The sequence below is a fragment of the Tardiphaga sp. genome (assembly GCF_025356345.1).
Lineage (GTDB): Bacteria > Pseudomonadota > Alphaproteobacteria > Rhizobiales > Xanthobacteraceae > Tardiphaga.
This window is the reverse complement of the sequence record NZ_JANXTC010000276.1, coordinates 1-12,742: the sequence shown is the minus strand read 5'-3', so window position 1 is coordinate 12,742 and position 12,742 is coordinate 1. Positions and strand designations below refer to the sequence as shown.

General features: G+C 63.6%; 15 protein-coding genes. 6 read left to right on the top strand and 9 right to left on the bottom strand.

Annotation, left to right across the window (positions count from 1 at the left end; all coding sequences use genetic code 11):
* Positions 1–9: 9 nt before the first annotated feature.
* The 5 genes from Q0S16_RS17115 to Q0S16_RS17095 are packed head-to-tail and all read right to left on the bottom strand — an operon-like array spanning position 10 to position 4,522.
* A complete protein-coding gene (locus Q0S16_RS17115) occupies positions 10–762 on the bottom strand; it encodes an ABC transporter ATP-binding protein (protein ID WP_295850457.1) in 753 nt (250 codons plus the stop codon).
* The gene (locus Q0S16_RS17110) at positions 734–1,486 is read right to left on the bottom strand and encodes an ABC transporter ATP-binding protein (protein WP_295850455.1); all 753 of its coding nucleotides are present in this window, start codon (positions 1,484–1,486) and stop codon (positions 734–736) included. The genes Q0S16_RS17115 and Q0S16_RS17110 overlap by 29 nt, the downstream gene beginning before the upstream one ends.
* Before the next feature lies 1 nt (position 1,487).
* Positions 1,488–2,423 (bottom strand): branched-chain amino acid ABC transporter permease, encoded by a 936-nt coding sequence (locus Q0S16_RS17105; RefSeq protein ID WP_295850397.1) that lies wholly within the window; start codon positions 2,421–2,423, stop codon positions 1,488–1,490.
* Positions 2,420–3,286: a branched-chain amino acid ABC transporter permease gene (locus Q0S16_RS17100; protein ID WP_295850393.1), complete on the bottom strand. Its 867-nt coding sequence runs from the start codon at positions 3,284–3,286 to the stop codon at positions 2,420–2,422. The genes Q0S16_RS17105 and Q0S16_RS17100 overlap by 4 nt, the downstream gene beginning before the upstream one ends.
* A gap of 27 nt (positions 3,287–3,313) precedes the next feature.
* Positions 3,314–4,522, bottom strand: coding sequence for an amino acid ABC transporter substrate-binding protein (locus tag Q0S16_RS17095; RefSeq protein ID WP_295850390.1), 1,209 nt, complete (start codon positions 4,520–4,522; stop codon positions 3,314–3,316).
* Positions 4,523–4,677: 155 nt separating this feature from the next.
* Here Q0S16_RS17095 and Q0S16_RS17090 point away from each other — a divergent pair, with 155 nt between their 5' ends.
* The 3 genes from Q0S16_RS17090 to Q0S16_RS17080 all read left to right on the top strand — a co-directional run bounded on the left by Q0S16_RS17090 (position 4,678) and on the right by Q0S16_RS17080 (position 6,197).
* The gene (locus Q0S16_RS17090; protein ID WP_295850388.1) at positions 4,678–5,580 is read left to right on the top strand and encodes a LysR family transcriptional regulator; all 903 of its coding nucleotides are present in this window, start codon (positions 4,678–4,680) and stop codon (positions 5,578–5,580) included.
* 139 nt (positions 5,581–5,719) lie between these two features.
* Positions 5,720–5,893, top strand: a complete 174-nt coding sequence (locus tag Q0S16_RS17085; RefSeq protein WP_295850385.1) for a hypothetical protein — start codon at positions 5,720–5,722, stop codon at positions 5,891–5,893.
* A 25-nt stretch (positions 5,894–5,918) separates the two neighbouring features.
* Positions 5,919–6,197, top strand: coding sequence for a DUF1488 family protein (locus Q0S16_RS17080; RefSeq protein WP_295850382.1), 279 nt, complete (start codon positions 5,919–5,921; stop codon positions 6,195–6,197).
* A gap of 127 nt (positions 6,198–6,324) precedes the next feature.
* On the opposite strand, the gene Q0S16_RS17075 is transcribed toward Q0S16_RS17080, so the two are convergent.
* A complete protein-coding gene (locus tag Q0S16_RS17075) occupies positions 6,325–6,708 on the bottom strand; it encodes a RidA family protein (protein WP_295850379.1) in 384 nt (127 codons plus the stop codon).
* Between the two features lie 128 nt (positions 6,709–6,836).
* Positions 6,837–7,172 (bottom strand): antibiotic biosynthesis monooxygenase, encoded by a 336-nt coding sequence (locus Q0S16_RS17070; RefSeq protein WP_295850375.1) that lies wholly within the window; start codon positions 7,170–7,172, stop codon positions 6,837–6,839.
* Between the two features lie 227 nt (positions 7,173–7,399).
* Between Q0S16_RS17070 and Q0S16_RS17065 the strand changes: the two genes are divergently transcribed.
* The 3 genes from Q0S16_RS17065 (at position 7,400) to Q0S16_RS17055 (ending at position 11,081) form a co-directional block, all read left to right on the top strand.
* Entirely contained in the window at positions 7,400–8,689 is a 1,290-nt protein-coding gene (locus Q0S16_RS17065) for an amidohydrolase family protein (RefSeq protein ID WP_295850372.1), read from the top strand.
* Positions 8,690–8,726: 37 nt separating this feature from the next.
* Positions 8,727–10,076 (top strand): FAD/NAD(P)-binding protein, encoded by a 1,350-nt coding sequence (locus Q0S16_RS17060; protein WP_295850370.1) that lies wholly within the window; start codon positions 8,727–8,729, stop codon positions 10,074–10,076.
* A gap of 201 nt (positions 10,077–10,277) precedes the next feature.
* Positions 10,278–11,081, top strand: a complete 804-nt coding sequence (locus tag Q0S16_RS17055) for an IclR family transcriptional regulator (RefSeq protein WP_295850367.1) — start codon at positions 10,278–10,280, stop codon at positions 11,079–11,081.
* A 148-nt stretch (positions 11,082–11,229) separates the two neighbouring features.
* Here the strand turns inward: Q0S16_RS17055 and Q0S16_RS17050 are convergent, their stop codons facing one another.
* Together Q0S16_RS17050 and Q0S16_RS17045 are read right to left on the bottom strand one after the other, a co-directional pair.
* Positions 11,230–11,943: an ABC transporter ATP-binding protein gene (locus Q0S16_RS17050; RefSeq protein WP_295850364.1), complete on the bottom strand. Its 714-nt coding sequence runs from the start codon at positions 11,941–11,943 to the stop codon at positions 11,230–11,232.
* Positions 11,924–12,655, bottom strand: coding sequence for an ABC transporter ATP-binding protein (locus Q0S16_RS17045; protein ID WP_295850452.1), 732 nt, complete (start codon positions 12,653–12,655; stop codon positions 11,924–11,926). Before Q0S16_RS17045 ends, Q0S16_RS17050 begins: the two co-directional genes overlap by 20 nt.
* Positions 12,656–12,742: the final 87 nt, after the last annotated feature.

The following is a 12,742-nucleotide window of genomic DNA, read 5'->3' as shown; positions in this document are numbered from 1 at the left end:
GCGATGAAATCAGTCTTCGAGGACGCCGAGATAGGCGTCGCGAATAATCGGATCGGCCAGCAGTTCGGCGCCCTGCCCGGTGCGCACGATGCGGCCCATATCCATGATGTAGGCGGAATGACAGAGATCCAGCGCGGTGGTGACGTCCTGCTCGACCAGCAGGATCGACATGCCCTCCGCGTTCAGCGTCCGCAGCGCCGCGACCAGTTGCTCGACCAGTAGCGGCGACAGGCCAAGCGACAGCTCGTCGATCATCAGCAGCCGTGGCGCGCTCATCAATCCGCGACCGATGGCGCACATCTGCTGCTCGCCGCCCGACAGGGTCGCGGCAGCCTGGTTACGGCGCTCCAGCAGTTTCGGAAAAATGGTGTAGACGCGGTCGAGGTCGCGCGCGATATCGGCCCGCGTCACCTTGCGCGAATAGGCCCCCATCAGCAGATTGTCCTCGATGCTCATGGCGCCGAACAACCGGCGGCCCTCGGGCACGTGCACGATGCCATGGGCCAGAATCTGCCCGGCCCTCGCAGCCGAGAGATCAACGCCTTCAGAAAAGTACCTGCCCGACTGGACCGGGAGCAGCCCTGACAGCGCGCGCATCAAGGTGGTCTTGCCGGCGCCGTTGGAGCCGATCAGCGCGGTGATCTCGCCCGATCGCACCGCCATGTCGATGCCCCACAGCACCTGGATTTCGCCATAGCCGGCGCGGACCTGCTGCAGTTCGAGGATCAGCGGCCTATCCACGGGCGGCGTTCCGTTGTGCATATTGCTGGCCCAGATAGGCATCGACCACCGCGGGGTTCTTGATGACGTCGCGCGGCGCGCCGTCGGCAATCAGCCGGCCATTATGCAGCACCGCGATGCGGGTGCAGACGTTGAGCACCACCTTCATCAGATGCTCGATCATCACGATGGTGATGCCATTCGCGGCCAGTTGATGAATCAATTTTGTGGCACGCTCGACTTCGGCGCTGTTGAGGCCGGCATTGACCTCGTCGAGGAACAGCAGCTTCGGCTTCATTGCCAGCGCCTTGGCCAGTTCAAGCCGTTTGCGCATCGCCAGCGTCAGCGTCGCCGCGGACTGGCCGGCCTGCGCTTCCAGGCCAACGAACGCCAGATGCGCACGGGCCTCCTCGCGCGCCGATTTCAGGCTTTCGCCGGGCTGCGAGAACAGCGCTGCCGCGGCGACGTTGTCGAGCGCGGTAAATTCGGCGAACGGCTGCACGACCTGGAAGGTGCGCGACAGGCCGAGCCGCGCCGCCTGATAGGTTTTTACCCGCGTGATGTCGCGGCCATCAAATGTGACGACGCCAGCGCTGGCTGGCGTGACCCCGCAAATCGTGTTGACCAGAGTGGTCTTGCCGGCGCCGTTCGGCCCGATCAGGCCGAGCACTTCGCCCCTGTTGACGGAGATCGAGACATCGCTCAGTGCCTTCAGCCCGCTAAAATTGCGCGAGACATTGCTGAGGTGCAGGATTTCGTGCGGCATCTCAGACATGTTTTGCCTTTCGCCAGAACATCCCCCGCCGCAGCGAGATCAGGCCATGCGGCAGGAACAGCAGCAGCACGATGATGAGAACACCGAGCACGCCGGAATGGATCTGAATGTAATTGCGCCAGACCACTTCCTCGAGGCCAAGATAGAGGAACGCGCCGCAGACCACGCCGAGCGGCGAGCCCAGCCCGCCCATCAGCGCCATCACGATCGGCTTGACCGAATAGAGAATGTCGAACACGTCGGATGGATCGATGTAATGCACCCAGGCCGCATAGATGCCGCCAGCCGCGCCGACAAAACACGCCGACAGGCCGAAGGCGATGCTCTTGTAGAGCGTGGCATTGAGCCCGACCATGTTGGAGGCGGTCTCGTTCTGCCGGATGCAGTTCAGGCCGAAGCCAAGTTTCGACGCCGAGACGACGATCACCGCCAGCGCGGTGATTACCAGTAGACCCCACATCGCATAGAAAAAGAACGTCGCATCGGCGAGAATGCCGGAGCCGGAGGTCAACGGGATATTCAGCCCCATGCCGCCGCCCGTGAGGTCCGTGGCATTGTTGACCAGTTCGCGAAATACTTCGACCAGAGACAGGCTGGCAATGGCGAAGTAATGCCCACGCAGCCGCAACAGGATCGCGCCCAGCGCCGCCGCCAGCAGGAACGACGCGATCAGGGTTCCGACCAAGGCAACGGTGAGCGGCACGCCCTTGTTGAGCAGGACGCCGGTGGCATAGGCGCCAAGGCCGAAGAAGGCCGCCGTGGCGAAGGACGGATAGCCGGCGAAACCGCCGACGATGTTCCACGACAGCGCGAAGATCGCATACATGCAGGCCATGGTGCCGAGCCGCAGCGCGTAGGCGCCGCCGAACAGCGGCAACGACGCGACGCAGGCGATCAGCAGCAACAGTGCGATATTGGCCCGGGTCATTCAAAACCCTTTCGGCCGAGCAGGCCCTGCGGGCGAACGACGAGAAACACGATCAGCAGCACGAACGACAGGGTCGTCGCGTGCGCCGGGCCGAGATAGACCGAGCCGATACCTTCGACCAGCGCCAGCAGCAGGCCGCCGGCCAGCGCGCCGGACACGCTGCCAAGGCCGCCGAGCACGCAGACCACGAAGGCCTTGCCGAGATAGGCCGACGAGGTCAGCGGCGAGATCGGGAAAATCAATGCCATCAGCACGCCGGCGCAGCCCGCCAGAGCGGCACCGAGGCCGAAGGCGATGGCATAGATCGACTTGACGTCGACCCCCATCAGCACCGCGGCGTCACGGTCGAGCCGGACCGCGACGATGGCGCGGCCGACCTTCGAGCGCCGCAACAGCAGATACAGCAGTCCAGTAAGCGCCAGCGCCGAAACCGTGGCGATCAGCCGATCGACCGGCACCACCACGTCGAACAGCGAGACCGAGCCGGTCGGCGGGCTCAGGGTCAGCTTGCGGTAATCGGCCTTGAAGTAATAGATCATCGCATTGTTGAGGATCAGATCGAGCCCGAAGGTCAACGTCAGCGTCACCAGCACCGGCGCGGTGATGACGCGGTTAAGCAGCAGCCGCTGCAGCAGATAGCCAAAGGCGAAGAACAGCGGCGCGGCGAGCAGCAGCGCGAACCATGGCGAGATCCCGGCCCATTGATAGGCGCCCCACGCCAGATAGGCGCCGAGCACGATGAACGAGCCGTGGATCAGGTTGATGACGTTGAGCACGCCCCACACCAGCGAAAAGCCAATGGCGATACAGGCGTAAAGACAGCCCAGCACCAGCGCATTGATCAGGACCTGGACTGCCAGCATGTGAATTCCTCAGGGCGAGCGCGACGTTCAGTTCACGCCGAGCTTGAATTCGCCCTGCTTGATCGCCTCCGGAAACAGCACCACCGGCTTGGCGTTCTGGATCTGGAAGACCGGCGGCTCCAGCGAGTTGATCTGGCCATTGGCGCCGAACTTCACCGGACCCCAGAAGGTCATGACATCCAGGCTGGCAAGCGCATCGCGCACCTTGTCGCGATCAAGCGTGCCGGCCTTCTCGATGGCCAGCTGAAACAGCGCGCCGGACACCGCCGCCGAAGCCTGGCCATAGTCCGGCTCCGAATTATACTTCGCCTTGAACAGCCGCACGAAGTTCGACGTCTTCCCGAAAATGTCCTTGCCGTCATACTGCTCGGCCGGATGCCACCACGACGCGCTGGAGATGTTCTCGGCGCTCTGCCCGGCGGCCTCGATGAAATCCTGATAGGCGGGACCAGCGATCATCGTGACTACCGACGCCTTCATCTGCTGGTCGACCATCTGCTTGCGGATCAGCAGCAGGTCGTTGGTATAGCCGGTGATGAAGACCCACTGCGGCGCCAGCGACTTGATCTGCGACAGCGTGGCAGAGTGATCGAGCGTGTTGATGGCGTATTTTTCGGAGTACACAACCTCTAGGCCAACCGCCTTGGCGGATTTCTCCATCTCCTGCGCGATTGCCAGCGGGAACAGATCGTTGCGCGCCAGGATCGCGATCTTCTTCACGTCCGGCGCCTTGGCCTTGACAATCCCGGTCAGTGGCGTGGTCAGGGTGTCGTTCGGGGTAAAGGTGCCGAACAGATATTTGTAGCCTTGATCATAGACCTGCGAGGACGAGGCCGAGGCCGCGATGGTCGGCATCTTGTATTTCTCGGAGATCGTGCTGGCCGCCTTGGCGGCGCCCGAGCCGAACGGCCCGAACATGAAGTTCACATTGTCCTGGGTGATCATCTGCTCGGTGGTCTGCACCGAACGCGGCGTATTGGACTGGTAATCGCCATAGACGATCTCGACCTTGTATTTCTTGCCGCCGACATTGATGCCCCCAGCCTTGTTGGCCTCCTCGGCCCACAGATTATAACCCATCTGCTGCTTGACGGCTTCCGGCGCCAGCGGCCCGGTGATCGGCAATGGAGCGCCGAACCGGATCACGTCCTCCGCGGACGCCATGGCCGACGCGCCGAGGCTGGCAATCGCCAGTAGCAATGAGCCTGAGATGCGAGCCAGTCGGGGACGAAACATCCATATTCTCCATCGATGACCGTGAACCTGTTCTCGGCAAACATGGCAAATCTATAGGTCGAATAAAAGCATTGAATTTCGATGCGGTCGGTCTGAAAATAAGAATGCTAGTCTAGGGCTGCCAGATCGTTGGGCAGCGGATCGGGATACCGAAGGTGATTGAATCGACTTCCATCCGCTATTTCCGGATCGTGACGGAATGCGGCTCGATCAAACAGGCGGCGGCGGCGCTCCGCATCGCGCCTTCCGCGATCAGCCGGCAGATGCAGGGGCTCGAAGAAGAGCTCTCGGTCAAATTATTCGAGCGCGGCGCCCGCGGCATGAACCTGACCGACGCCGGCCACGTGCTGTATCGCTATGCGATCGAGAACCGCGACCAGCTCGACGGGCTGCGCAGCGAGGTCGAGGCGTTCGATTCGCAGCGTCGCGGCCAGGTCAAGATCGCCACCGTCGAGGGCATGCTGGCGAGCTTCCTGCCAAATTTCTTCGTCGACCTGTCGGGTGCTTATCCCGGGATTTCGATGTCGGTCACCGCCGTTGGCTCACGCGACGTCGCCGAGATGGTCGGCCAGAACGAGGTCGATCTCGGCCTGATCTTTGGCCGTGCGCCACGGCGCGATCTGGTCGAGCTGGCACGGATGCGGCAATCGGTGCAGCTGATCGTGGCGCCGGACCATCCGCTGGCGGGCAAAATCTCCTGCGGCATGAAGGATCTGGCAGGGCTGCGGGTGGTGGTGCCGGATCCTTCCTTCGGCATCCGGCAGGAAATCGACAAGGCCTGCGCGCAGGCCAATGTCCGGCTGCAGATCTGCAACGAGACCAATTCGCTGGCTTTCGCCCAGACCATCGTGTCGCGCACCGAACTGGCGACCTTCCTGCCGCGCGATACGGCGATGCCCTCGATCCAGGCTGGCACACTGGTCGGGGTGCCGCTGCGCGACAAGCGGCTCGAGGCCACACAGGTGACGCTGGTGCAATTGGCCGCGCGAAATGCCTCGCCATCGACACGGCTGGTGGCAGAGATGCTGGTGGCGCGAATGCGGGACAACGAGGATTGAAGGAATCGATACCTGGCGGCTGCGCCGGATTGCCGCGACACTTGCAATCACCCTGTACCGCCGACAAAGGCGCGAACATAGCGATGGCTATTCACCCTGAAAGGGCGCACCGTTATTTTCATCTTTCAAAGGAAATTGCATGCAACCCCTGTTGTCGCGTCACGTTGAGACCGAAGAATCGCTGCGTCTCGGCGTCACCTCCGGTTGGTACACCACCAAGGTCAGCGGCACCTTCGTCACCGGCCCGCATGATACCGAGAAAGAGTGCCTGTCGAAGATCGCCGAACTCAACCCGCCCATAAAGCGCAAGTAACACGGCTGATCGAGGAGACCGCCCGATGGCACTGACCGACGCAGGCTTCACCGACTATGATATCGACCGCTCGGTCGTGCTGTTCACCATGATGGACGACACCACCAGCGTGCCATGTGCGATCAGCACCGATGCGATGGACCAGATCGAGGGCGTCAAGCGGACCTCCGCCGGTCAACGTGAGCAGCAATTCCTGCGGCTACGTGACAAGATCAGCGAATGCGCCTCGCGCAAATTCGTCGCGGTCGAACTCGAGGGGCGACCGCCAGGCATTATTTTGCGGGCGATCGATTTCCGCGGCTGACGTTTTGCATTCCGGGGCGCGAGCAGCGCAAGCTGCGAGCGAACCCGGACATGCTGAACAGTTCGGGATTTTGGGTCTGCACTTTCACCGGCTTCGCCGGCCGAAGCGCAGCCCGGAATGACGGATACTAACCTTCGCTGATCGCGATCGCTTCGATTTCGACCAGCGCATCCTTCGGCAGCCGCGCCACTTCGATGGTCGAGCGCGCCGGCGGATTTTCGGCGAAAAACGTCGCGTAGACCGCGTTCATCGCCGCGAAATCATTCATGTCCTTGAGAAACACCGTGGTCTTGACGGCGGAAGCGAGACTCGCACCGCCCGCTTCGAGTACCGCGGCGACGTTCCGCAGCGATTGCCGGGTCTGTTCAGCGATGGTCGCCGGCATGGCGCCCGACAGGTCCATCGGCAACTGCCCGGCGCAGAACACCAGATTGCCGGTACGTACGGCCTGCGAATAGGGTCCCGCGGCGGCGGGCGCCTTGGGCGTCGCGATAATGATCTTGCTGGTCATGGCGCATCCTTTACTCGGATGGTCCACCAATGCCGCCCGATCGGCGGCACCATAGGACAATTCGTTTCACGGTCAATTGCAGGCCGCGCCAGGGCCATGCTTACAGGCGGTGCTGGTTGCGCACCGGCTCAGGCCGCGGCGGCACTGTTGCGCTCGGACTGGACCACCTCGAATCCCTCAAATTTCGGGTGGCCAAGATACAGGCTCTCGCCGTTCTTGTTGCCGGCGCGGGCGTGGGATTTGCGGAAATGTTCGGACCGGGTCCAGGCCTCGAACTCAGCCTTACTGGCCCAGGTCGTGTGCGAGGAATACAACGTGTAATCGTCGGCTACCGGGCCCTTCAGCAAATGAAATTCGACGAAACCGGGCACCTCGCTGAGATAGGATTCGCGCGTCGCCCAGACGGTTTCAAACGCCTGCTCGGCGCCGGTCTTGACCTGGAAGCGGTTCATGGCGATGAACATGAAAATCTCCTGTACGGGTTGGCAACCATCCTAACGGAAAAGCGCCCCGCCAAAGAACTCCCTTTTTGTCTAGCGACCCAGCCACGCGAGGCCTGTCCCGCAGCGGCCCCACCGGCGAAACGCCGGCTTGTCCCCACTCCCTGCCGCGGGCACGACGAAGAACTGCCGCGCCTTGCAATGCTGCGGCGCAGCGCCGATAATTCGTCTTCAAATTTGCAAAGGGCCGCATGCCATTCGATCTGCTCATCCGCAATGCCAACCTGCCGGACGGCCGCCGCGGCCAGGACATCGCCATCGCGGACGGACGTATCGTCGCCGTGCAGCCGGGGCTTGAGGGCGAAGCCGGCCGCGTGATCGACGCCGCCGGACAGCTGGTGTCGCCGCCCTTCATCGATATCCACTTCCACATGGATGCGACCTTGTCGCTCGGCCTGCCCCGCCTCAACACCTCCGGCACGCTGCTCGAGGGCATCGCGCTATGGAGCGAATTGAAGCCGATCCTGACCTATGAGGCGCTGGTCGAACGCGCGCTGCGCTATTGCGACCTCGCGGTGGCGCAGGGCGTGCTGGCGATACGCAGCCATGTCGACATCTGCGACGACCGGCTGCTGGCGGTAGACGCGCTGCTCGACGTCAAGAAGCAGGTAGCGCCCTGGCTCGATCTCGAACTGGTGGCGTTTCCGCAGGATGGCTATTTTCGGTCGCCAACCGCGGCCGCTAATCTCGCCCGCGCACTCGACAAGGGCGTCAGCATCGTCGGCGGTATCCCGCATTTCGAACGCACGATGGCCGAGGGCGCCGCCTCGGTGAAGGCGTTGTGCGAGATCGCGGCGGCACGCGGGTTGCGCGTGGACATGCATTGCGACGAGAGCGACGATCCGCTGTCGCGGCACATCGAAACGCTGGCCTGCGAGACGCAGCGGCTCGGTCTGCGCGGCCGCGTCGCCGGCTCGCATCTGACCTCGATGCATTCGATGGACAATTACTACGTCTCCAAGCTGCTGCCGCTGATGGCCGAGGCCGGCGTCGCGGCGATCGCCAATCCGCTGATCAACATCGTGCTGCAGGGGCGCCACGACAGCTACCCGAAGCGCCGCGGTATGACCCGCGTGCCGGAGATGCGGCCACATGGCATCAACGTCGCCTTCGGCCAGGATTGCTGCATGGATCCATGGTACTCGATGGGCTCCGCCGACATGCTGGAAGTCGCGCATATGGGGCTGCATGTCGCGCAGATGACCAGCTTTGATGCGATGCGCTACTGCTTCGACGCCGTCACCAGCAATCCGGCAAAGATCATGGGCCTCGAAGGCTATGGCCTCGAGGTCGGCTGCAATGGCGATCTGGTGCTGCTGCAGGCGCGCGACCCGATCGAGGCAATCCGGCTCAAGGCAACCCGGCTGGCGGTGGTTCGCCGTGGCCAGGTGATCTGCGAGACGCCGGCGCGGATCGGCCGGCTCGCGCTGCGGGGGCGACCGCCAACGGTCGATCCCGCCACTTACGCGCCGCCGGAATGACCTATTCGGGCCTTCAATCCATCCCAGAACGCCGTCCATGACATCGCAGCACCCAACGCCCCTGAGCGTCGCCATCATCGGCGGCGGCGCGGCCGGCACGCTCGCCGCCATCATTCTGGCGAAGCTTCCCGGCATCGGCGGCATCACCCTGCTTGATCGCGACGGCCGCTTCGGCCGCGGGCTGGCCTATTCCGCGACACAGCCATGGCATCGCATCAACGTGCCCGCCTACAAGATGGGCGGCGTCGGTGCCGATGATCCGGAGGGCTTCGCCGATTGGCTCGCGGCGAACGGTCATGCCGCCGGCCCTGATTATTCGACCGCCTTCGTGCCGCGCGCCGCCTATGGCGATTTCCTCTGCGCGCAACTGGCCGAGGTCAGCGCAGGCGGCAGACTCGACATGCGGGTGGACGCGGCATTGGCTGTCGAGAAGCACGGCGACGGCTACCGCGTCGCCACCGCGTCGGGCGACATCATCGAATCCCGGCTGGTGTTTCTGTGCATCGGCAATCATCCACCGTCCGATTTTGCCGGCGTCGTCCCTTCACCGCGTTCGATCTCCAATGTCTGGGCAACGGGCGCGCTCGATCCGATCGGCGCGGACGACAGCGTCATGGTAATCGGCACCGGTGCCACCGCGGTGGACGTGGTGATCGACCTCGTGCATCGCGGCGTCAGGCACGAGATCACCATGGTGTCGCGGCGCGGGTTGCTGCCACGGATCGATGTCGTTCCCGTCGCCGATCCCGACCCGGTCAAGAGCTGGCCGGGAAAGACGGTGCGCGGATTGCTGCAAAGGCTGCGCGAGGATATCCGGCACAAGGCCGCCCTCGGGATTCCGTGGCAGACCGCGATCGACAGTTTTCGGCTGTACACCTCGGAGCTCTGGCAAGGCCTATCCGCGACCGAACGCGCACGGTTTTCGCGGCATTTGCGGTCGATCTGGCTGGCGCACCGGCACCGGCTGGCGCCGGATGTCGCGGCGCTGCTGGAGCAGTTGCAGCGCGGCCAACGCTTGCGCGTGATCGCCGGCCGGGTGACCGCAGCGACCACCACCGCGACCGGCCATCACGTCACGCTACGGCGGCGTGGCCGCGGCACACTCGATCTTGCCACCCACTGGATCCTGAACTGCACTGGACCGGAGGAGCGATACGACAAAGTCGATGATCCGCTGGTGCAATCGCTGCTCGCCTCCGGCCGCGTCCGCCCGGGTCCGAATGGGCTGGGGCTCGATGTCGATAGCGGCTGCCGTCTGATCGACCGCGCCGGCCATTCGCAACCCGGGCTATTTGCGATCGGCCCGGCGACGCGTGGTACGTTCTGGGAAGTGACGGCGGCGTCGAATATCCGCAAGCAGCTACTCGGGGTGGCCGAAGCCCTGTAACCGACGCCTCAGCTGCGCAGTGCGCTCGCCAGCGCCAGACGCGACGGAATCGTGACCGTTCGATGAAAATTTATCTTTCTCATTTGCTGAGAACCACATCTTGGATTATGAGACGTCTAGCGCTGACAATAATTGTTGATGCGGGGATGACATCCAGCTGCCGCCAGTGGCGGGCGGCGCGCCTGTCAATCGGAGGCTGTGTTGGCTACAAAGAAGATCGCCCTCGCGCCGATACGTGACGAGCCATCGCGGACAATCGCCGCCGACGGCAGCTCGCGCAAAGTTCTCCGCGCGCTGCTGGCGTTTTCCGTCGAGAGGCCGCGGCATTCAGCGGAGAGCCTGGCCGAACAGATTGGCGTGCCGCTGTCATCCACCTATCGCTATATCGGAATCCTGCGCGAGGCGGAGCTGATCGACGAGGATGGACGTGGCTGCTTTGTGCTGGCACCGCGCGTGATCGGACTGGCCCAGGCCGCGCGGGCGGGAACGGACCTTGCGTCGGTAGCCCGCCCGTTCATGAAGCGGATCGCCCAGGAGGCCGGCGAAACCATCATTCTCATTCGGCGGTCCGGCGACCGCGCAGTATGCATCGAACGCGCAGAATCGTCGTCCCGGATCCGGTTGACCTTCGAAGTCGGCACCGCGCTACCGCTGCATCGCGGCGCCGGGCCAAAATTGCTGCTTGCGCATCTGCCACCGGACGACTGCGACGCCACGCTGTGCGACGCGATCGCCCGGGAGCCGGCCTTTGCCACACAGCGCAGGGCGCTGCAGCGCGAACTCGCCATAATCCGGGAACAGGGCTGGGCGGAATCGCGCGCTGAAATCACGCCGCATGTCTATGCCGCCGCGGTCGGCATCCGCGATGTCAACGGCGTGGTGGCCGCGCTCTCCTTCGTGGCGCCAGCGTTCCGGATGCCGAAGGCCAGCCAGATCATGCTGCGCGAGCAGTTGCAACGGGTGGCGGGCGAGATCACCAAGGCCTACGCGACCGTGACCTTTTGAGCTCGAGCGCGGCGCCCGCGATCGGCTATCGCACTTTTCCGCCGTAGCGGCGAGGCAAGCAGCAATAGCCCCTCGGCCACCGCGCCGCGGGTGAAACGGTGCCGTGACTAGTGTTGATCGTTGAATGAAAGGCCGGGCGGGAGTCAGTCTAGTGAATACCGACGCCGACCAGCCGATCGACCAGCGCGCGATCTGCGATCAACGCCGCCGGAGCGCCTGCCCAGCTGATCTGGCCACGCTCCATCACCATCACGCTGTCGGCGAAGCCGAGCGCGCGTTCGATCTGCTGCTCGACCAGGATGATGGTGACTTCATTGCTCGCCGCCAACTGTCCAAGCAGCAGCATCAATTCATCGCAGATCACCGGCGCCAGCCCTTCAAGCGGCTCGTCCAGTAACAATATGCTCGGCTTGCCAAGCAGCGTGCGCGCCATCGCCAGCATCTGCTGCTCGCCGCCGGACAGCTGCTTGCCATAATTACCGCGACGCTCGCGCAAGCGCGGAAACATCTCATAAGCTTCCGCCAGCGCCGCAGCCGGCCGGCCCTTCAGCCCGGTACGCAGATTTTCTTCGACCGTCAGCGATGAAAAGATATCGCGGGTCTGTGGCACGTAGCCAAGGCCGAGATCGGCTCGTGCGGAGGTGCGACGGCCGGTAACATCCTGATCACCGATGTTGATCCGGCCGCCATGCCGCGTGGTCAGTCCCATCAAACTCGCCAGCAGAGTCGTCTTGCCCATGCCATTGCGGCCGAGCACCGCAAGACGACCGCCAGCCTTCACCGAGAAGGTCACGCCTTCCATGATCCTGATCGGGCCATAACCGGCGCAGAGGCCGTCAACTTCAAGGGACGCGGCGGGCATCGGCATAGCTCCCGAGATAGGCGCGGCGCACGCCAGGATCGGCGGTGACTTCCGCCGGCGATCCCTCGAAGATCAACCGTCCGGCCGCCAGCACCAGAACGCGACTGGCGAATTTGAATACCAGGTCCATGTCGTGCTCGATCATCAGCACGGCGATGTCAGCAGGAAGCTGATTGATCGCCTCCAGGATTTTCGGCGCCTCGTCATGCGGCACGCCGGCGGCGGGTTCGTCGAGCAACAGCACCCTGGGCCGCAAGGCGACGGCGATGGCGAGTTCGATCAGCCGTTGCTGGCCGTAAGCCAATTCAATCACCTGGCGATAAGCCAGCCGATCCAGGCCGAGGCTGGCGAGGATCTCGCACCATTCGACACGCACGTCAGGCAATTCCGTCGCGCTGGAGAAAAATCGTTTGCTGATCCGTCGACGCTGCATAACCGCCAGCGCGACGTTGTCGGCAACCGTCAGGTTTTCAAACAGCCGCGTCGTCTGGAAGGTCCGCACCAGTCCGCGGCGCACACGCTCGGGAATGCCGAGGTCGGTGATGTCATCATCGCCCATCAGGAAGCGGCCCGCGCTTGGCGCCAGATCGCCGGTGATGAGATTGACGAGTGTGGTCTTGCCGGCGCCGTTCGGGCCGATCAATGCGACGCGGTCACCGGCGCCGAGGCTGAAACTGACGTCGTTGGTTACCTTGAGTCCGCCAAAAGCCAGCGAAACATGGCGCGCGTCAAGGGCAGGGCGTCATGACCGTGCTGCTCGAAGCGCGTCATGTTTCGCTGGCTTTTGGCGGACTCAAGG